The organism is Paucibacter sp. KCTC 42545, assembly GCF_001477625.1.
Taxonomy (GTDB): Bacteria; Pseudomonadota; Gammaproteobacteria; order Burkholderiales; family Burkholderiaceae_C; genus Paucibacter_A.
The window spans coordinates 1,634,880-1,655,018 of sequence record NZ_CP013692.1 but is presented as its reverse complement, the minus strand read 5'-3'; the positions used below and the strand labels follow the sequence as shown (position 1 = coordinate 1,655,018).

The window sequence follows — 20,139 nt, the reverse complement described above, 5'->3', positions numbered from 1 at the left end:
CGGCCTACAACTCGAAAGCCGTAGTCTTCTTGACCGTGCGCAGCACCAACATGGAGTTGGAGCGCGCCACGCCGGGCAGATGCATCAGCACATGGCTGTGCAGGCGCTCCAGATCCTCGGCGTCCTTGTACGCAAAGCGCAGCAGGTAGTCGTTCGTGCCGGCGACGTAAAAGCAATCGAGGATCTCGGGAATATCGCGCACCGCTTGCTCAAAAGCGCCCAGCGCCTGCGGCGTCATGCGTTCCAGATTGACGATGGTGTAGCTGGTGCCCGGCTGGCCGATGGCCTTGGGGTTGATCAGCGCCACATAGCCGCTGATGACCCCCGCCTCCTCCAGCGCCTTGACCCGCCTCAAGCAGGCCGAGGGCGATAAGTGCACCTGCCCGGCCAGCTCCACATTGGAGAGCCGGCCATCCTTTTGCAGGACATTGAGAATATTGCGATCAATCGCATCCAAATTCACTTCCGAACTCATTTTTCGAATTTTCTGCCGCTAGAGCGCAAGATCATCGCACGAACGTGCAAAACCGAGGGTTTGACCGAGCCAGCAAGCGCAAGCACATTGCGCGCCACTCTCTCTAAACTGAGCGTCAGTTAAAGGAGTGCTTGGCCCATGTCTCAGAACCTCGATGCTTACTGGATGCCCTTCACGGCAAACCGGCAATTCAAAAAATCTCCGCGCCTGATCACTGGCGCTGACGGTATGTATTTCCGCGACGACAAGGGTCGCCAGATCCTCGACGGCGTGGCCGGTCTGTGGTGCGTCAATGCCGGCCACAACCGCCCGCGCATCGTCAAGGCGATTCAGGAGCAAGCCGCCGAGCTGGACTTCGCCCCGCCCTTCCAGATGGCGCACCCCAAGGCCTTCGAGCTGGCCACGCGCTTGGCCGAGATCAGCCCGGCCGGCCTGAACAAGGTTTTCTACACCAACTCCGGCTCCGAATCGGTGGAGACGGCGCTGAAGATGGCAATCGCTTATCACCGCGTTCGCGGTGAAGGCGCCCGCACCCGCCTGATCGGCCGTGAGCGCGGCTACCACGGCGTGAACTTTGGCGGCATCTCGGTCGGTGGCATGGTGGGCAACCGAAAGATGTTCGGCACCATGTTGGGCGGTGTGGACCATATCCGCCACACCCATGATCCGATGCGCAATGCTTACTCGGTCGGCCAACCCGCTTATGGCGCCGAGCTGGCCGATGATCTGGAGCGCATGGTCGCCCTGCATGATGCGTCCACGATTGCGGCCGTGATCGTCGAGCCCGTGGCCGGCTCCACCGGCGTGCTGATCCCGCCGCAAGGCTATCTGCAGCGCTTGCGCGAGATTTGCGACAAGCACGGCATCTTGCTGATTTTTGACGAGGTCATCACCGGCTTCGGCCGTACCGGTCAGCCCTTTGCGGCCCAGACCTTCGGCGTCACGCCCGATCTGATGACGGTGGCCAAGGGCCTCACCAATGGCTGCGTGCCCATGGGCGCGGTGCTGGCCAAACAGCACATCTACGACACCTTCATGACCGGGCCCGATCATTTGATCGAGTTCTTCCACGGCTACACCTACTCGGCCCACCCACTGGCCTGCGCCGCGGCCATCGCCACCCTGGACACCTATGCCGAAGAAGGCCTGCTGACCCGCGCCAGCGAGATGCAAAACTACTTCGCCGAGAGCCTGCACTCCCTCAAGGGTGAGCCGCATGTGATTGATGTGCGCAATATCGGCCTGGTCGGCGGGGTGGAATTGGCGGCCTTGCCGGGCGAGCCGGCCAAGCGCGCCTTCAATGTGTTCCTCGATTGCTGGGAACAAGGCTTGCTGATCCGCACCACAGGTGACACCATCGCCTTGAGCCCACCGCTGATCATCGAGCGCAGCCACATCGATCACATCATCGCCACCCTGCGCGCAGCACTGCGCCGGGCCGCCTAAGACTCATCCGAGCCAAGCAACGAGGATTTGCCTAGCGTTTATGACTTTACTGAGCATCGACCGCGAGCTGAGCCGCGACTCCTACTACCAGGCCAGTGCCACCCGCACTGAATCATTCGCCCCCTTGCAGGAGAGCATCAGCGCAGATGTCGTCATCGTCGGCGCGGGCTTGGCGGGCTTATCGGCAGCGATTGAGCTCGCGCAAGCCGGCCGCCAAGTGGTGCTGCTGGAAGCAGGATTGGTCGGCGGCGGCGCCTCCGGCCGCAACGGCGGGCAGGCCATCCACGGCCTGGCCTGCGACCAAGAATCCATCGAGGCCCAGGTCGGCCTGAGCGAAGCCAAAAAGATCTGGGCCATGACGCTGGAAGCACTGGACATCGTCCAGCAACGCTGCAGCGAGCACCAGATTGAAGCCGACTGGCAAAACGGCTTCCTCAGCCTGGCTACCTCGCCGGGCAAAGCCCGCCAACTGCTGCAATGGCAGCAGCGCATGGCCGAGGTCTACGACTACCCGATGACGCCGATCTCGGTGCACGAAATCCAAGACTGGATTGCCAGCCCGCGCTTTTGCGCCGGCGTGCACGACCCGCGCTCCGGCCATCTGCATCCGCTGAAATACTGCTTGGGGATGGCGGCCGCAGCACGCAAACTGGGCGTGCGGATTTTTGAGAATTCCGCCGTCACCCGCCTCGACGAGGGTCAGGTCTTGACCGTGCACACGGCCCAAGGCCAGGTGCGGGCGGGCCAGGCCCTGCTGGCCGGCAACGTCTATCTGCAGGAAGTCGCCCCCAGCTTAGCGCCCGCACTTGGTGCACGCATCATGCCAGTCGGCACCTATATCGTGTGCAGCGAGCCGATTGAAGCCAACCGCATGCAAGCCTTGATTCCCAGCCGCTCCGCCGTGTGCGATACCAACTTCGTGCTGGACTATTTCAGGCCCACGGCCGACCAGCGCATCCTTTACGGCGGCCGGGTCAGCTACAGCACCGCCTCGCCACGCTCGGTGAAGGACAGCATGCGCCAACGCCTGCTGCTGAGCTTCCCGCAACTGAGCGATGTTGGTATGGAATATGCATGGGGAGGGTTTGTGGATATTTCTATGAATCGCGCGCCAGATTTTGGTCGCCTCGGCGCCGCCCGCAACGTTTACTACTTGCAAGGTTTCTCGGGCCATGGCCTGGCGCTGACAGGCCTGGCCGGGCGCGTGGTGGCCGAGGCCATGCAAGGCGATAGCTCACGCTTCGATGTATTCGCCCAGTTGCGCCATCACCCCTTCCCGGGTGGCAAACTGTTCCGCATGCCCGCGCTGGTTTTGGGCATGGCTTACTACCGTTTGAAGGACTTGTTAGCGTGAAGCGCGAATCCATGAACCGAAGCAAGCCGCTGGTGTTGGTGCCGGGATGCAATCGACCCGTGGGCGATCACCCCTTCCACATCGTCGGCAAAAAGTACATCGACGCGGTGCGCCTGGCCGGCTGCCTGCCCCTGGTGGTGCCGGCCTCCACCGAGGACGAGTTGGACGAGTTGATGGCGCTGGCCGACGGCCTGCTGCTGACCGGCTCACCCTCGAATGTGCACCCCAGCCATTTCGATGAAGAGGTGCACAACCCCGAGTTGCCGCTGGACCCGACACGCGACGCCTGGACCCTGCCACTGATTCGGGCCGCTGTAGCCAAGGGCCTGCCCATCTTTGCCATTTGCCGTGGCTTTCAAGAAACCAATGTGGCCCTGGGCGGCAGCCTGCACCAAGCGGTGCAAGAACAGCCCGGTTTGCAAGACCACCGCGCGCCGGAGAACCAGCCGCCCGAGATTGCCTACGCGCCGCAGCACCCGGTCAACATCATGCCCGGCGGCGTGCTGGAGCAATTGCTGGGTCACGGCACAGTGATGGTCAATTCCCTGCACGGCCAAGGCGTCAAGCAATTGGCGCCGGGCTTGCGCATCGAGGCGGTCGCGCCCGATGGGCTGGTGGAAGCCTTCAGCGTTGAAGCCAGCCCCGGTTTTTCGATCTGCCTGCAATGGCACCCGGAATGGCAAGCGGCGCAGAACCCCGTGTCCATGGCCTTGCTGCAGGCCTTTGGCCAGGCCTGCAAGGACTACCGCGCACGCAGCAATAAACCCATGGTGGAGGCGGTTCGCGACCCTGAGACGTAGTGCCTTTGTTCGCTGGTCTAACACCCCCGGGTGCCTAGGGCCCCGGGTTCATCGACGAACAAAGGAATCTCATGGTTAACCGCAACAACTTCACCTTCAGCGAACTCGAAACCTGGCTGCAAGAGCAGCGCGTGACAGAAATTGAATGCCTGGTGCCGGACTTGACCGGCGTGGCGCGCGGCAAGATTTTGCCGCGCCAGAAATTCACCGAAGACCGCGGCATGCGTTTGCCCGAAGCGGTGGTGGCGATGGGCGTGACGGGCGAGTTCCCGGAAGAAGGCCCCTACTACGACGTCATCAGCCCCAACGACCGCGATATGCATTTGCGCGCCGACCCCACCACGGCCCGCCTTGTGCCTTGGGCAGTGGACCCCACCGCGCAAATCATCCACGACTGTTTTGACCGCGACGGTGAGTTGGTGCCCTTCGCCCCCCGCTCGGTGCTGCGCCGTGTTTGCGGCTTGTTCGAAGCCGAGGGCTGGGACCCAGTAGTGGCACCTGAGCTGGAGTTCTATCTGGTGGCCCGCAATAGCGACCCCGACATGCCGCTGAAGCCGCCCATCGGCCGCTCCGGCCGCGCCGAGACTTCGCGCCAGGCTTACTCCATCGACGCCGTCAACGAGTTCGATCCCCTGTTCGAAGACGTCTACGAATACTGCGAGAAGATGGAGCTCAACGTCGACACCTTGATTCACGAGGTGGGCGCCGGGCAGATGGAAATCAACTTCTTCCACGCCCACCCCATGGGCTTGGCCGACGAGGTGTTCTTCTTCAAGCGCACGGTGCGCGAGGCGGCGCTGCGCCACGATATGTTCGCCACCTTCATGGCCAAGCCGATTGCCGGCGAGCCGGGCAGCGCCATGCATATCCATCAAAGCGTGATCAACAAGAAGACCGGCCGCAATCTGTTCAGCAACGAGGACGGCTCGGCCAGCGATGAATTCCACTGGTACATCGGCGGCCTGCAGAAGTACATTCCCGCCGCCATGGCCTTGTTCGCCCCCTATGTGAACAGCTATCGCCGCCTGGCCCGCCACACCGCCGCCCCCATCAATATTCAATGGGGCACCGACAACCGCACCGTCGGCATCCGCTCACCGCTGGCGCCGCCACAAGCGCGCCGCATCGAGAACCGCGTCATCGGCGCCGATGCCAACCCCTATGTCGCCCTGGCCGCCACGCTGGCCTGCGGCTATCTCGGCATCAAGAACAAGATCGAACCCTCGCCCGAGTGCAAGGGCGACGCCTATCTCGGCGACTTCCAGCTGCCACGCAGCCTGGGTGAAGCGCTGACGCTGCTGCGCGAAGAGAAGGAACTCGCGGCCATCTTGGGCGAGCAATTCGTGACCGTCTACACCGAGATCAAGGAGATCGAGTACGCCGAGTTCATGAAGGTCATCTCACCTTGGGAGCGCGAGCATCTGCTCTTGCATGTTTGAACCCGCGCCGCCCGACACAAGATTTCAGGAGAAGCTCATGAGCCACAACCCAAGCTCCAACACATTGACCAGCAAACGCAGCACCGCCGAATGGCAGGCCGCTGACTCGCGCCACTTCCTGCACCCCTTCACCGACTTCAAGGGCCTGGCCCAGAAGGGCGCGCGCATCATCGAGCGTGCCGACAACATCTACCTCTGGGACAGCGAGGGCCACAAAATCCTCGACGGCATGAGTGGCCTGTGGTGCGTCAACGTGGGCTATGGCCAGCAGTCGCTGGTGGACGCCGCCACCGCGCAGATGAAGCAACTGCCCTTCTACAACGCTTTCTTCCAGACCTCCACCACGCCGGCCATCGAGCTGGCCGAAGTGCTGGCCGAGATCGCGCCCCCCGGCTTTGAGCATGTGTTCTTCACCAGCTCGGGTTCGGAAGGCAATGACACCGTGGTGCGCATGGTGCGGCGCTACTGGGATGTGCTGGGCCAGCCCGAGCGCCAAATCATCATCGGCCGCAACAACGGCTATCACGGTTCCACCATGGCCGGGGCATCGCTGGGCGGCATGAGCGGCATGCATGCACAAGGCGGCCTGCCCATCCCCAATATCAGCCATATCGAGCAACCGCATTGGTTTGAGCTGGGCGGCACGCAAAGCCGCGAGGAGTTCGGCATCACCGCCGCGCGCTGGCTGGAAGAAAAGATCCTGGCCGTGGGCCCAGAGCGGGTGGCGGCCTTCATCGGCGAACCCATCCAGGGTGCTGGCGGCGTGATCGTGCCGCCATCGACCTACTGGCCCGAGATCCAGCGTATTTGCGATAAATACGGCATCTTGCTGGTCAGCGACGAAGTGATCTGCGGCTTTGGCCGCACCGGCAACTGGTTCGGCTGCGAAACCGTCGGCTCCAAGCCCGACCTGATGACCTTCGCCAAGGGCGTCACCTCCGGCTACATCCCCCTGGGCGGTGTGATGGTGGGTGAACGCGTGGCCCGCGTGCTGATCGAGCAAGGCGGCGAGTTCAACCACGGCTTCACCTACTCCGGCCACCCCACGGCCTGCGCGGTGGCCCTGGCCAACCTGAAGCTGCTGCGCGAACAAGACACGGTGCGCAAGGTGCGCGAAGAGCTCGGCCCCTATCTGGCCAAGCGCTTTGCCGAACTCAATGAGCATCCACTCGTGGGCGAAACCCAGACCTGCGGAATGATGGGCGCGGTGCAGTTGGTGAAGGACAAGGCCACCCGCCAGACCTTCGACGGCGCACTGGAAGTCGGCATGATGTGCCGCGCGCACTGCTTTGCTAACGGCCTGATCATGCGGGCTGTGGGCGACCGCATGATCGTGGCGCCGCCGCTGGTGATGACGCTGGCGCAGATCGACGAAATGATGGTGCTGATCAAGCGTTGCCTGGATCAGACGCTGGCTCAACTCAAGAGCCAGGAACTGCTTTGATGTTGCTTGGCGGGGCTGACACAGCCCTGCCCTTTCCATGGCAGATCGGGCTGACACAGCCCCGCTTTTGTCATGGCGGATGGGGCTGAATGTCGCCCCCTTCGGGTAATGGCGGATGGGGCCAAGCTGTACCTAGCCCTAGACTGATTTTTGACAGTTTGTCCCTAGCTCAACCTCGCTCAACACTTCAGGAGTGTCACTTCATGATCGCTAAAAATCTTCGCCGTCTGGGCTGCCTGAGTTTTGCCATTGCGGCTCTGCTGGGCGCCAATGCCCATGCGCAAGAAGAAGAAAAGGTCTTGAACGTTTACAACTGGTCGGACTACATCGCCGAAGAAACGCTCAAGAATTTCGAGAAGGAAACCGGCATCAAGGTGCGCTACGACATTTTCGACAATAACGAAATCGTCCACGCCAAGCTGGTGGCCGGCAAGACCGGTTACGACATCGTCGTGCCCTCGAGCTACTGGGCCAAGTTGCAGGCCGACGGCGGCCTGCTGCGCAAGATCGACAAGTCGCAGATCCCGAACTACAAGAACCTTGACCCCGATCTGCAGGCCCAGCTGGCCAAGCTCGATCCGGGCAATGAGTACATGGTGAACTGGCTCTGGGGCTTCACCACTGTCGGCATCAACGTCGACAAGGTCAAGGCCGCGTTGGGCAGCACGCCTATGCCGGACAACGTCTGGGATCTGGTCTTCAAGCCCGAGTACATCTCCAAGCTCAAAAGCTGCGGCGTGAGCTTCCTGGACTCCGCCACCGAAGTGGTGCCGGCCGCCCTGCACTATCTGGGCAAGCCCGCCTACAGCAAGAGCCTGTCTGACTACGCCGCCGTGCCCGCACTGCTGAAGTCGATCCGCCCCTCGGTCACGCTGTTCAGCTCCTCGGGCTATATCAACGATATGGCCAATGGCTCGATCTGCCTGGCACTGGGTTGGTCCGGTGACATCAACATCGCCCGCCAGCGCGCCATTGACGGCAAGACCGGCCAGAAGATCGAAGCGCTGATTCCGAAAACCGGCGGCATCATCTTCATGGACACCATGGTGATCCCCGCCGATGCCAGCCACCCCGGCAACGCGCACAAGTTCATCAACTACATCCTGCGCCCCGAGGTCCACGCCAGCTTGACCAACAAGGTCTTCTACGCCAATCCCAATAAGGAGTCGAAGAAGTTCATCAAGCCCGAAGTGGTCAACAACCCCAGCGTGTTCCTGAGCGATGCGGATATGAAGCGCATGGCCGCGCCCGACGCGATCAATAACGACGTCCGCCGCCAGATGACGCGCATGTACACCTCGTTCAAGACCGGCCTGTAAGCAGCGGCTTCGGCGCGCATAAGAAAACCTTCGAGGAGGAGCGATGAGCTCAAGCCCGGCCTATCTGCAAATTCAAAACGTAGTGAAAGACTTTGGGGGCGGCTCCATCGCCGTCAACAATGTTTCCATCGACATTGCCAAGGGCGAGATCTTCGCGCTCCTGGGCAGCTCGGGCTGTGGCAAGACCACCTTGCTGCGCATGCTGGGCGGCTTTGAGACGCCCACCAGCGGCCGCATCATCTTGAACGGGCAGGATTTGGCGGGCTTGCCGCCCTATGCCCGGCCCATCAATATGATGTTCCAGAGCTATGCCTTGTTCCCTCACTTGACGGTGTGGGACAACATCGCTTTCGGCTTGCGGCGCGATGGCATGCCCAAGGATGAAATCGGCTCTCGCGTCGAAGCCATGCTCAAGCTGGTGCAGTTGGGCAAATTCGCCAAGCGCAAGCCGCATCAGCTCTCAGGCGGTCAGCAGCAACGCGTGGCCCTGGCGCGCAGCCTGGCCAAGAAGCCGCAACTGCTTTTGCTGGATGAACCCCTGGGCGCGCTGGACAAAAAGCTGCGCGAAGAAACCCAGATCGAATTGGTCAACATCATCGAAGACGTGGGCGTGACCTGCGTGATGGTGACCCATGACCAGGAAGAGGCCATGACCATGGCCACCCGCATCGCGGTGATGAGCGAAGGCAGCATTCTGCAAATCGGCGCGCCGGCCGACATCTACGAAACCCCGGCGACGCGTTTCGTGGCCGACTTCATCGGCAACGTCAACATGATGGAAGGCAGCTTGTCGAGCGACAACCCTGACCACGTCATCATCGACTGCGCCGACTGCCAGCATTACGTCGGCCACGGCATCACCGGCGTGGCGGGCATGGCCGTCAGCGTGGCCTTGCGGCCCGAGAAGATTCGCCTCAGCACCGACAAGCCCGCCAACCCGCTGGGCGAGTACAACCAGGTGCTGGCCAAGGTGCGTGAGCTGTCTTATTTCGGCGCCTTCACGCTCTATCACCTGCAGCTGCCCAGCGGCCAGATCATCAAGGTGAGCGAAAGCAATCTGGAGCGCCACCGCAGCGACCCGCTGACCTGGGACCAAGAGGTCTGGGCCAGCTGGTCGCCCACCTCGCAAGTGGTGCTGACGCAATGAGTGCGCCCAGCCGTTCCCTCCTGCCTGCCCGGCTGAGCAAGCTATTGCGCGGGCGCAGCCTCGTCATCGGCATTCCCTATGCCTGGCTCTTGATCTTTTTTGCCCTGCCTTTTTTGATCATCCTGAAGATCAGCGTTTCCGAGATGGAGACGGTGCACTTCAAGGACCTGACGAGTTATACCGACGGCGTCTTTCACATCGCCATCAAGACCGCCAACTACCTCTTCATCACCCAAGATGATATGTATGTGCGGGCCTATCTGATCAGCCTCAAATACGCCGCCGCCACCACCCTCGGCTGCCTGCTCATCGGCTACCCCTTTTCCTACTTCATGGCGCGTGCCAAGCCCAATCTGCAGCCTGCCCTGCTGATGCTGGTGATGCTGCCCTTCTGGACCAGTTTCTTGCTGCGCGTCTACGCCTGGAAAGGCCTGCTGGGCGAAAACGGCTGGGTAGCCAATGCCATCGAAGCGCTGGGCTTTGATCGCGTCTTGCTGGCAACCGGCCTGATTCCGGCACTGGGCAATTTGATGCACACGCCCTTCTCGCTGGTGGTGGGCATGGTCTACACCTATCTGCCCTTCATGATCCTGCCGCTCTACGCCAATCTGTCCAAGATGGATCTGCGTTTGCTGGAGGCCGCCAGTGATCTGGGCGCCACGCCGTGGACCGCTTTTTGGCGCATCACGGTGCCGCTGTCCAAGGCGGGCATCATTGCCGGCTCCATGCTGGTGTTCATTCCCTGCGTGGGCGAGTTCGTCATTCCTGAGCTGCTCGGCGGCCCGGAGACCTTGATGATCGGCCGCGTCTTGTGGGACGAGTTCTTCAGCAATAACGATTGGCCCATGGCCTCGAGCGTGGCCGTGGTGATGGTGCTGCTGATCCTGGTGCCGCTGGCGCTGTTCAGCAAGTACCAGGCCGAAAGCCAGGAGGCCCGCCCATGAGCGCCGAGATCAAAAGTAACGCCAAGCGCGCCCTCTTCGGCCCCGGCTTCACACGCGGCTTTGGCCGCAGCTGGCTGAGCCTGGGCTTTTTTTTCCTCTACCTGCCCATCCTGGCCCTGATCGTCTACTCGTTCAACGACTCGAAGATTCCATCGGTCTGGGGTGGCTTCACCATGCGTTGGTACAGCGCCTTGCTGGAGGACCGAGAAGTCTTGAACGGCCTGCGCCTGTCGCTGGAGATTGCTGGCCTGACGGCCTGCGCCTCGGTCATCCTCGGCACCTTCGCCGCCTTCGCCCTGGTCAAGTACAAGCGCTTCACCGGCCGCACCTTGTTCACCGGCATGGTCAATGCGCCGCTGGTGATGCCCGAGGTCATCATCGGCTTGTCTCTGTTGCTGATGCTGGTGTCCATGCAGCGCGCCACCGGCTTCCCCGAGCGCGGCGCCATGACCATCTGGCTGGGCCATCTGCTGCTGGGCATGTCCTATGCCACGGTGGTGATTCAGGCACGCCTGACCGAGCTCAACCCGCAATTGGAAGAGGCGGCCATGGACCTGGGCGCCAAGCCCATGCAGGTGTTTGCTTTGGTGACGCTGCCGATGATTGCGCAGTCCATGCTCTCCGCCTGGCTGCTGACCTTCACCTTGTCGCTGGACGATGTGGTGCTCTCGGCCTTCCTGTCCGGCCCCGGCTCCACCACCCTGCCCCTGGTGATCTTCTCGCGAGCGCGGCTTGGCGTCAGCCCCAGCATCAATGCGGTGGCCACCGTGATCATCGTGGTGGTCTCCATCGGCGTGGTGCTGGCCAGCTACTGGATCGCCCGCAAGGAGCGCCAACGCACCCTTGAAATGATGGCCGCCCAGCGCAGCCACGGCTGAGCCAGTCAACAAGCTCAGCGCGCCCGACATCTCAGTTCACCCCATTCACCCAATTTCAACCCTCAATGCGGAGTCCCACCAAATGAAGAAAAAAGCATTTGCAGCCCTGCCTCTGGCCCTCAGCCTGGCCCTTGCCGCGGCCTACCCTGGCTCCGCCCTGGCGCAAAGCAATGAAGAGTTGTTGAAAGAGTTGCGGGCCCTGCGCGACCGCGTCGGTCAGTTGGAAGACAAGCTCAAAGCGGCCGAGTCCAAGCCAGCAGCCACCGCGCCGCAATGGGGCATGACCCCGCAGCAAGTGCAGGACTTCAACCGCATCGCCGTCAAGACCGAGGCGCTGGAAGATGCGCAGGAGATGCTGGGCATGAAGAACCTCAAGGTCTCGGGCTTCCTCGACCCGACCTTCATCTACAACCGCAACAACAATAGCGCCGGCTTTCAGCTCTTCAACAAAGACGCCTACGGCTACGACAACGGCTACTTCGGCATGGCCGCGCTGGACATCACCAAGGAAATGGAAGGCGGCACCAAGTGGCGCCTGACCCTGGCGCCGGAGCGCGGCGCGGGCGCTTCTTTCAACACCGGCTCCATCGTGCATGAGGCCAGCGTCAACATCCCGCTGGGTGACTTGCAGACTCGCCTGTGGCTGGGCCAAATTCCGGACTGGACGGGCTATGAAATCACCCTGCCGCCCGGCAACAAGCTGATCACCCACAACCTGCTGTTCGACTTCACCGCGCCCACCGCCTACACCGGCGCCGTGATGGACCTGACCATCGACAAGTGGTTGGTCAAGGTCGGCCTGGCTAACGTCAACAATGCACGCAAGTCCAGCGGCAACAAGACGCCGGCCCTGATCTACCGCGTGGACTATGCCAAGGGCGAATTCCAGGGCTTTGGCTTCACCGGCCTGCACGGTAAGGCTTACAACTATGCCGCCGACGCCCTCGATGCGAACGGTGACCTGCGCTTTGCCGGCGATAACGGCCGTGACACCCGCGTCGATATGCTGGAGCTTGACGCCTATTTCATTCGCGGCGACTGGACCCTGCAAGGCCAACTCAGCTGGGGCCAGCAGCGCAAGAGCGCCATCTTCAACGAAGACGGCCAGATGCGTGATGCCACCTGGACCGGCGTGTCCGCCCTGGCCGCCTATAAATTCATGCCGCGCTGGGAGATGGTGGCGCGCGCCGACTACCTCAGCAATAGCAAGAACGGCGGCGGCTTGTTCGGCTACAGCAGCGACGACGGCCGCAACGGCCTGGGCCGCGGCTATGGCTTTGCCTGGGATGATGCCAACCCCGATCCGGAAGTCGCCAGCAAAGGCGCCAACCGCTACGAGTTGAGCCTGGGCTTCAACTACCTCTTCAACGCCAACACCACCTTCAAGTTCGAGTACCGCTTTGACGGCTCCGACCGCGCCGTCTTCATGGACCAAAGCACCGGCAACTGGCGCAAGAACAACCATCTGCTGGGCACCTCGATGGTGGTCAATTTCTAAGACGACAAGCGAATAGAGAAGGAAGACCATGAGCGCCACACCCCCTGCCATCGACTGGCATGCTCGCGCCCGTGCGCTGACGATTGACGGCCGGCCTTTCATCGGCGGCCGCCGCGTCGACAGTGTTGACGGCCAGAGCTTCGAGTGCATTTCCCCCATCGATGGCCGGGTGATCGGCAGCGTTGCGCGCGGCCAAGCGGCCGACATCGACGCCGCCGTGCGTTCGGCCCGCGCAGCCTTTGAGGACGGGCGCTGGTCGCAGCGCGCGCCGGCCGCGCGCAAGCGCGTCTTGCTCAACTTTGCGGAAAAAATTCTGGCCGCCAAAGAAGAGCTGGCCCTGCTGGAGACGCTGGACATGGGCAAGCCCATCCAGTATTCCCTGGGCGTTGACGTGGCATCCACGGCACGCTGCATCGCCTGGTACGCCGAAGCCGTGGACAAAATCTACGACGAAATCGCGCCCACCGGCCCGAACGCCTTGGCCCTGATCCAGCGTGAGCCCATGGGCGTGATCGGCGCCATCGTGCCCTGGAACTACCCCATGATCATGTCGGCCTGGAAGCTGGGCCCGGCCCTGGCTGCAGGCAATTCAGTGGTTTTGAAGCCGAGCGAAAAGTCCCCACTGACCGCGCTGCGCCTGGCTGAATTGGCACTAGAAGCTGGCCTGCCCGAAGGCGTGTTCAACGTCGTACCCGGCTTTGGCCACGAAGCCGGCGAGGCCCTGGCCTTGCACATGGATGTGGATGCGATTGGCTTCACCGGCTCCACCCGGGTCGGCCGCAAGATGCTGGACTACGCGGGCCGCAGCAATCTGAAGCGCGTCTACAACGAGCTGGGCGGCAAGTCGGCCTTTCTGGTCTTCCCCGATTTCGACGATTTGAAACGCGCTGCCGCCACTGTGGCCGGCAGCATGTTCTTCAACCAGGGCGAGAGCTGCAATGCGCCCTCACGCGTGCTGGTGCATGAAAGCATTGCGGACGAGTTCGTCGCCCTGCTCGCTGCCGAGGCCCCGCAATACCAAGCCGGCGATCCGCTGAATCCCAAGACCGTGATGGGTGCTTTGGTGGACGAAGGCCAGCTGCGCACCGTGATGGGCTATATCGACAGCGGCCGCAGCGAAGGTGCGCGCGTCGTGGCCGGCGCCGAACAAGCACGCATCGACACTGGTGGCTACTTTGTGCAACCCACCATTTTTGACGGCGTGACGCCAGAGATGAAGATTGCCCGCGAGGAGATCTTCGGCCCGGTGATGAGCGTGCTGCGCTTCAAAGACGAAGCCGAGGCCGTATCAATAGCCAACAACAGCCCCTACGGCTTGCAAGCCAGTGTGTGGAGCAGCCATATCGACCGCGCCCACCGCGTGGCCCGCGCCCTGCGCGCTGGCACCGTGCACGTCAACCAATATGACGAGGACGATATGACCGTGCCCTTCGGCGGCTACAAGCAAAGTGGCAACGGGCGCGACAAGTCCCTGCATGCTTTTGACAAGTACACCGAGCTGAAGACGACCTGGTTGCGCATCAATAAGTAAAGCAAGCACAGTGGCGGGCGAGCGGCGCACTCCGCCGCCCCGCAACTATTCCCCGCCCCCTATTTGCTCAGACCCCACCAGCCAGACTGCAGTGAGTCACGCAGTCTGCTGCTGGTGTTTTCTTTGAGCCAGGCTTGGTCATCTGTCGTCAAATGAAGCTGCTGCTTGGCCCGCTGCTTCAGATCAGGCAGCGACTGTACGCAAGCACTGCAGGGCGTCAGCAAGGCATTGCCGTCGTCACCGACCGAGATGATTTTCTGCCCGTCCGGATGAAAGGCCGCCAAATTGATCTTGCCGCGGTGGCGCCCCAGCAAGGCGGCTTTTTCCTGCCCGGAGTTGGCATCCCAAACTCGAATGCTGCCATCGGCGCCAGCGGTGACAACGAACTGGCCGTCCGGGCTGAAGTCCGCCGAGCTGAGGGAGCTGCTATGCCCGCCGGCCAGCTCGCGCGAGGGCGGTGAACGGTCTGCCTGCAAATCCCTCAAATCCCAAACACGCGCGGTTCGGTCAACGCTGGCGGTAACCAAGCGCTGGCTGTCGGGGCTGAAGTTGAGATCCCGCAGGTCCCCTTGATGCCTGTCCAAGGTGGCCAACAATTGCGCCTTAGCCGCAGCGCGCGACCACAGCATCACCACATTGCCCGCCGCTGCGGCGATCATCTTGCCGTCGGGGCTCAGGGCTAGATTGGTGCAAGCCGTAGCGCCGCAACTGAGCTCCTGCAGCTTGGCTGAGGCAGGCGCTTCGTCTGCACTCTCGGTCAGCACCTTGTTGGGCCACAGGCTGATCGCACCGCTTTGGTCCAGCAAGCCGAACTCAGGCCTTTTCGAGTCAAAGTAGGCGGTGACGCTGCGGCTCAGCCAGGCAGGGGTGTCGATCGCCGCGCCATCCTTGTCCAGGTCAAGCAGCCACAGCTTGCGGTCGGCATAAAGGTTGTATTCCTGCGAGTACACCATCGCCAATTTGCCATCGGCCGAGAAGCGCGCGGCATAGGTGGTGTGGCTGATATTGAGCGAATTCCGCGCGCCCGCATCAAGAGGCTTAGCCGCATGCGCCTGGAAATGCTCGGAAGCGACGGCGTTCTCCGCTGAAGTTGCAAGCGCTGTTTGGGCGGCGCTGCCGGACAAAGGCCTGAACGCGCAGGCGTATTGATCCCCGGCCCCTGCACTTTCCGCACGACTGCCCGATTCGCCGCAAATCATCAACAAGCGATCCACCCCCATTTCCAAGCTGCCTGCGGGCGACAGCGCAAAAACACTCTGCGGCCTCTTGCTGGCCAGTAGCAAGGTAGGAGGGTTGAGCCGCCAGATGCGCAGGGTGCCGTCAAGGCTGCTGGTGATGACGCGGCGCACCTCCTGCCTATCTGTGCTTTCCGCCCCGCCCTGACCACCCGGCTTGCCCTGCTCATGCAGCATGGCATGGCTGATCGAGCTGGTGTGGCCACGCAAGGTGGTCAGCGGCACGATGGATCGGCTGGACCAAAGCCGTGCCGTGCCGTCGGCACTGGCAGAGACCAGCAATTCGCCGTCCAGTTCCGACGCGTCCAGCAAAGTGACCCAATCATCGTGGCGGCGCTCCTCATGTTGCTGCTCATTGCTCCACAAATTGACGCGCCAGTCCGACACCGTGAGCAGCAAATTCTTGTCGTCTGCCCGGTCGAGAAACTGCACTTGGCTGACGCTGCGCTCATGCCGTAAATGATGGGCCGCCTGGGCTGCCGGAGGCGCATCCGCCCCGGCCAGCTTGCCTTTGTGCAAATCCAAACGCCACACGCGGGCAAAGCCATCGTCGCCGGCTGAGGCCAGCAAATCCGGCCGTGACTTGCTGAAGCTCAGGTCATTGATGGCAGCGCCATGGCGCAGCGGCCCGACCGTCCCAGGCTTGGCTTTGTCGCCATGAATCCAGGCCTGCTCGCTTCCCGGCCCTTGCCGCCATATCTGCACCTGGCCGCCACTATCGCCTGCAGCCAATAGCGCGCCATCAGGCGAATAAGCCAAGGCCGTGGTGGGTGAGTTGCTGATCGGACTTAGCAAACGCTGCTGTTGCGACACGCTGCCAGGCGCGCCCAAGGACCAGCGTGAGAGTTGGCTAGACCAATCGCCCCCAACGCAACTGGCGCTCAATTCCGGCTTGCGCGGGTTGAGTGCCACCGCCCAGCTGACCGCATCGTCGGCGCAAAACAGCTGAGTATTCAGTTGCCCATCAGCCTCCAGCAAGCGCAGCAGGCCCTTGCTGTTCAGCACCAGCACACGCCCGTCATCCAGCAGCCAGGCCCTGGCCAGCTTGCCCAACTGCTCTGGCAGCTTGAGCTTGAGTGCCCCCAACTGCTCAGCGCGCAGCACGGACACCTCGCCACGCTCAGCCGTATCCATCAAGCGCTGGTCATCCAGAATCCAAACCGTGGCCTCGCTGGCCACCAGCAAGCGCTTGCGATCCGGGCTGTAGCGGGTCTCAATCACCGGCGCATCGAAATCAACAATTTGCTCGGCAGCAGCCACCTCCAGCGCCGCCATGGCGCGGCGGAACGCGAACTCGGCGCGCTCGTTATTGCCGTCTTTCTCCAAGGCCGCCAAAGCCAGCGCGGCGCTGCGGGCTGGATCCTGGACGATTTGCAAAATGGCCTTGGCACCCCATTCACGAGACAAGGCCTGGCGATGCAAGATCTGGCCGTACAAAGCCGCCAGCACAGACACGCCCGTCACCAGCGCCGCCAAGCCGCGCAAGCCCCACAGCATGCGGCTGGACTTGCGCCGCTCCTTTTCTTGCACCGCAGCGCTCTTGTCCAAGAAGCTCTGCACCAGATGGAAAGCGGCGCCAGCTTCTTCGTCTGTGCCCCCCATGCACAGCTTGACCCAAGCCGCATTGGGATGGTTGCGCTGCTGCCAGACGCGTGCGCGCTCCAGGCTGCGGCCATGCCACAGTTCACCATTGGCCTGTGCGTGCGCCCGGGCATCGCCGACCAGGCGCAGCAAGGTGGCTTTGGCCTCGGCCTCTGCCACCACCCAGTCGCGCAGGCGCTGCCACTGCCGAATTAAGCTCTCGTGCGAGATGTCGATGATGGCATGCGCATCTAAGGGCTGGCTGCCACCGGGCACCAAAAAGGCGGTATCGCTTTGCCGGTAGCGTTCCACCACCGCCAGCACCTCGGCCTCACCAGCCGGTCCACGTTTGCAGATGGCGCATAGCTGCCCCAGCTCGATGGGGCGGCGCACTTCGGTGCCTTCGGCCATGCGCTCGGTCAGGGCGCGGAACACCCGCTCGACCGCGCCGCCGGGCTCGCCCAACGGCCCCAGGCTCAGCCGTGCTTCATCGGCATGGCGCGACAACGCATCCACCGCCGCGCCGATCTTCTCGTAATCGCCTAGATCGATGGGACGGCCGCCCTGGCAGGCTTGGGCCCAATGCCGCCAAGTGCGCGATAAAGCGTGCTGCATGACTGGCAAATCGTCAAAGTCCGAACTCACATCGTTGAGCAGGCGCTGCACCAGGCGCGGCGCAATCTGCGCGCCACGCCACTCGATCGGCTTGACGATGGCGTCCTTGCGCTGCTGCCGCGTCAGCCGTGGCACCAAATAGCCACCGGCACTGACCGCCTCGGGCAGACCGGGGAAATCGGCGCAACCGCCCAAGGTGTCGGAACGCATGGTCAAGACCACACGGATGCGCGAGGCGGGGTCTCCCGCCGCGTGCAATAGCAGTTTCACAAAAGCGCTGGCTTCCTCGGTATTGGCCATGCGCTTGAAGCGAAACAACTCCTCGAACTGATCCACCACCACCAGCAAGCGCACCCCCGGCGGCAGATGGGAGCGGCGCACCAACTCCACCAGCGCCATGCCGCCCATGCGCAACTGGCCGCAGATCGAGGCCACGCGCCGCGCGGCAGGGCTGAGTTCTTCGGGCTCGGCGTTGTCAACCGGAGTGGCCGGATCAGTTGCAGCCGCGCCGGGGAGCGAGTCGATTGGCGCCGGCGCCATTGCCGTCACTGCCGGCTCTGGCAGGTCTATCGGTAAGGCGGCGGGCTCAAGCCTGGCCGCTTCAGCCGCTGGCAAACACTCGGCCAGCACGGCAGCCAGGTTTTGCAGCGGCTGAATGCCCGGCCGCATGACCACCGCCCGCCATTCGGCCTCATCGTCCTGCTCGTGCCGGCGTTTGAGTTCGTTCAGCAAGCCGGCCTTCACCAGGGAAGACTTGCCGCAGCCCGAGGCCCCCGACACCGCCACCAGCGGCACCTGGCTCAAGCGCAAGAGCAAGGCCTCGATCTGGCTTTCGCGGCCAAAAAATCGATCTGCTTCGCTAGGCTCGAACGAGCGCAAACCCGGAAAGGGATTGGCCGCCAGCAGGGCCTCCAAGCTCGCCGTCATTGCCGGGTCCGCCCCAGTGTTTGCGCCTGGGCCACGAAAGCGGCCAGGCCATCCCCACCCGCCGCCTGCGCCCGCAAGACCGTGGCCTTGCTGCTGACAAAGGCAGCCTTCTCAGCACTGGGCTCGCCGCAGATATAGACCGCCAGCCGGCTCTTGCTGCACAGGCCCGCGAGCTCGGGCAGGTCCAGCAAGTCGTAGACCCATTCCTCCTCTTGCTTCCCCCAGAAGATCAAGGCCTGCTCGCAGCCGGCCAGGGTGCGCTGCAGACGCTCGGCGTCCTTCGCCTTGCTGCCGCTGAACTTGATCGGGCGCGGCTCGGCACTGAGTTGATCAACCAGGCGCCCTTTTAGCTCGCCCAGCTCCGCCACATCGCCCTCTTCCACCAACAAGGCCAACTCCAGCGGCTTGCTCGGCGCCGCGGCAATCGGCTTGGGCAGCATGTCCAGCATCTGCGTTTTCAGCTCCTCGAGGCTGCCTTGCAAATAGTCGACACCTTCGTTGGCAAGCTCTTGTTCGATGAACTTAACCAAGTCCTGCTTGCTCGGGTCGGTGTCTGTGCCGCTGCCGTTGCCCGTTCCTGCACCAGCCTGAATCCATACCAAGGGGGCGGGCATGCCGCGTTGCTGCATGCGGGCATGGGCGCGTTCGAGTTGCTGGCGATCGCGCTGGGCGGTCAGTGACTCAATGGAAGCACTGCGGGCGACCAGATGGATGCTCAGCAAGGCCTTGTCCAGATCAGCATCCATGCGCGCAGCGCAGTCATCCGCATTCCACAAATACTCGGTTTCCGGCACGACCAGATAGCCGCGTTGACGCAAATCGGCGCGCAGGCGTTCGCGCTCCTGAATCAGCTCCGGCCCCACCCGGGCGATGAACACCGTGCCCAGGGCCTGTTTTTTTTGCCGCCCCAGCAATTCCTCTAGCGCCACGCTGAGGTCTTGCACCATGCGGCTCATGCGCTCCCAGTAGTCGTCTTTGTCGCGGTTGGGGTCCAGTTCGCGCCAGGCTTGCGCGTCTTGCTTGAAAAACTCGTAGTGGCCGATTTCGCGCAATTCGGCCGGCAACTCATCCGGGCTGCGGCTGGGGTGCTTGAAGATGGGCACCAGCTTGCAGCGCTCGGCGCCGCCGGCTGCTTTCAAGCGGCCCAGAAAGCGATCGAGCTCCTTGCGACATTCATCGCTGTCGAAATAGGTGCGCGAGATCAGGGCCAGGAAAATCCCGGTCGATTCCAACGCTGCCGCGATCTCGGGCCGCCAGTAATCACCGGCGCGCAACTCTGCGGTGTCACGCCAGATCGCCACCTCGCCCACCCGGTCGCGCAGCTCCGAGCGCAGATGGCTGCAAAAGCTATCCACCCAGCGATCGGGCGAATCATTCGCCGCGCGGCGATAGCTGATGAAGAGATCGTTCTGGTATTGCGGCAGAAAACTCATGCGCTCACCCCCGTGCAGGGAGCGACGCCCAAGCTCGCGACACTACTTGCGGCTGGCCCTGCTGAGCGCGAGT

At 62.7% G+C, this 20,139-nt stretch carries 14 protein-coding genes; 11 read left to right on the top strand and 3 right to left on the bottom strand.

Annotated elements, in window-relative coordinates:
• Nucleotides 1-4 precede the first annotated feature (4 nt).
• The gene (locus AT984_RS07385; RefSeq protein WP_058719542.1) at nucleotides 5-475 is read right to left on the bottom strand and encodes an Lrp/AsnC family transcriptional regulator; all 471 of its coding nucleotides are present in this window, start codon (nucleotides 473-475) and stop codon (nucleotides 5-7) included.
• A 138-nt stretch (nucleotides 476-613) separates the two neighbouring features.
• Here AT984_RS07385 and AT984_RS07380 point away from each other — a divergent pair, with 138 nt between their 5' ends.
• From AT984_RS07380 to AT984_RS07330, 11 genes are all read left to right on the top strand, one after another.
• Entirely contained in the window at nucleotides 614-1,921 is a 1,308-nt protein-coding gene (locus AT984_RS07380; protein WP_058719541.1) for an aspartate aminotransferase family protein, read from the top strand.
• Between the two features lie 40 nt (nucleotides 1,922-1,961).
• Nucleotides 1,962-3,275 (top strand): NAD(P)/FAD-dependent oxidoreductase, encoded by a 1,314-nt coding sequence (locus tag AT984_RS07375; protein ID WP_058719540.1) that lies wholly within the window; start codon nucleotides 1,962-1,964, stop codon nucleotides 3,273-3,275.
• Nucleotides 3,276-3,286: 11 nt separating this feature from the next.
• The gene (locus AT984_RS07370; RefSeq protein ID WP_058722155.1) at nucleotides 3,287-4,075 is read left to right on the top strand and encodes a gamma-glutamyl-gamma-aminobutyrate hydrolase family protein; all 789 of its coding nucleotides are present in this window, start codon (nucleotides 3,287-3,289) and stop codon (nucleotides 4,073-4,075) included.
• A 71-nt stretch (nucleotides 4,076-4,146) separates the two neighbouring features.
• Entirely contained in the window at nucleotides 4,147-5,514 is a 1,368-nt protein-coding gene (locus tag AT984_RS07365) for a glutamine synthetase family protein (RefSeq protein ID WP_058719539.1), read from the top strand.
• 37 nt (nucleotides 5,515-5,551) lie between these two features.
• A complete protein-coding gene (locus tag AT984_RS07360) occupies nucleotides 5,552-6,958 on the top strand; it encodes an aspartate aminotransferase family protein (protein WP_197418271.1) in 1,407 nt (468 codons plus the stop codon).
• A gap of 203 nt (nucleotides 6,959-7,161) precedes the next feature.
• Nucleotides 7,162-8,277: a polyamine ABC transporter substrate-binding protein gene (locus AT984_RS07355; protein WP_058719538.1), complete on the top strand. Its 1,116-nt coding sequence runs from the start codon at nucleotides 7,162-7,164 to the stop codon at nucleotides 8,275-8,277.
• Nucleotides 8,278-8,320: 43 nt separating this feature from the next.
• Complete coding sequence (locus AT984_RS07350; RefSeq protein WP_058719537.1) at nucleotides 8,321-9,424, top strand: ABC transporter ATP-binding protein; 1,104 nt, start codon at nucleotides 8,321-8,323, stop codon at nucleotides 9,422-9,424.
• Nucleotides 9,421-10,368, top strand: coding sequence for an ABC transporter permease subunit (locus AT984_RS07345; RefSeq protein WP_058719536.1), 948 nt, complete (start codon nucleotides 9,421-9,423; stop codon nucleotides 10,366-10,368). The genes AT984_RS07350 and AT984_RS07345 overlap by 4 nt, the downstream gene beginning before the upstream one ends.
• Nucleotides 10,365-11,246: an ABC transporter permease subunit gene (locus AT984_RS07340; protein ID WP_058719535.1), complete on the top strand. Its 882-nt coding sequence runs from the start codon at nucleotides 10,365-10,367 to the stop codon at nucleotides 11,244-11,246. The genes AT984_RS07345 and AT984_RS07340 overlap by 4 nt, the downstream gene beginning before the upstream one ends.
• Nucleotides 11,247-11,328: 82 nt before the next feature.
• On the top strand, nucleotides 11,329-12,744 hold the full coding sequence (locus AT984_RS07335) for a DUF3138 family protein (protein ID WP_058719534.1): 1,416 nt from the start codon (nucleotides 11,329-11,331) through the stop codon (nucleotides 12,742-12,744).
• Between the two features lie 28 nt (nucleotides 12,745-12,772).
• Nucleotides 12,773-14,275, top strand: coding sequence for an aldehyde dehydrogenase (locus AT984_RS07330; RefSeq protein WP_058719533.1), 1,503 nt, complete (start codon nucleotides 12,773-12,775; stop codon nucleotides 14,273-14,275).
• Between the two features lie 59 nt (nucleotides 14,276-14,334).
• Here AT984_RS07330 and AT984_RS07325 read toward each other — a convergent pair whose 3' ends face one another.
• Together AT984_RS07325 and AT984_RS07320 are read right to left on the bottom strand one after the other, a co-directional pair.
• A complete protein-coding gene (locus tag AT984_RS07325) occupies nucleotides 14,335-18,633 on the bottom strand; it encodes an AAA family ATPase (protein WP_058719532.1) in 4,299 nt (1,432 codons plus the stop codon).
• A complete protein-coding gene (locus AT984_RS07320; protein WP_058719531.1) occupies nucleotides 18,630-20,066 on the bottom strand; it encodes a toll/interleukin-1 receptor domain-containing protein in 1,437 nt (478 codons plus the stop codon). Before AT984_RS07320 ends, AT984_RS07325 begins: the two co-directional genes overlap by 4 nt.
• Nucleotides 20,067-20,139 lie beyond the last annotated feature (73 nt).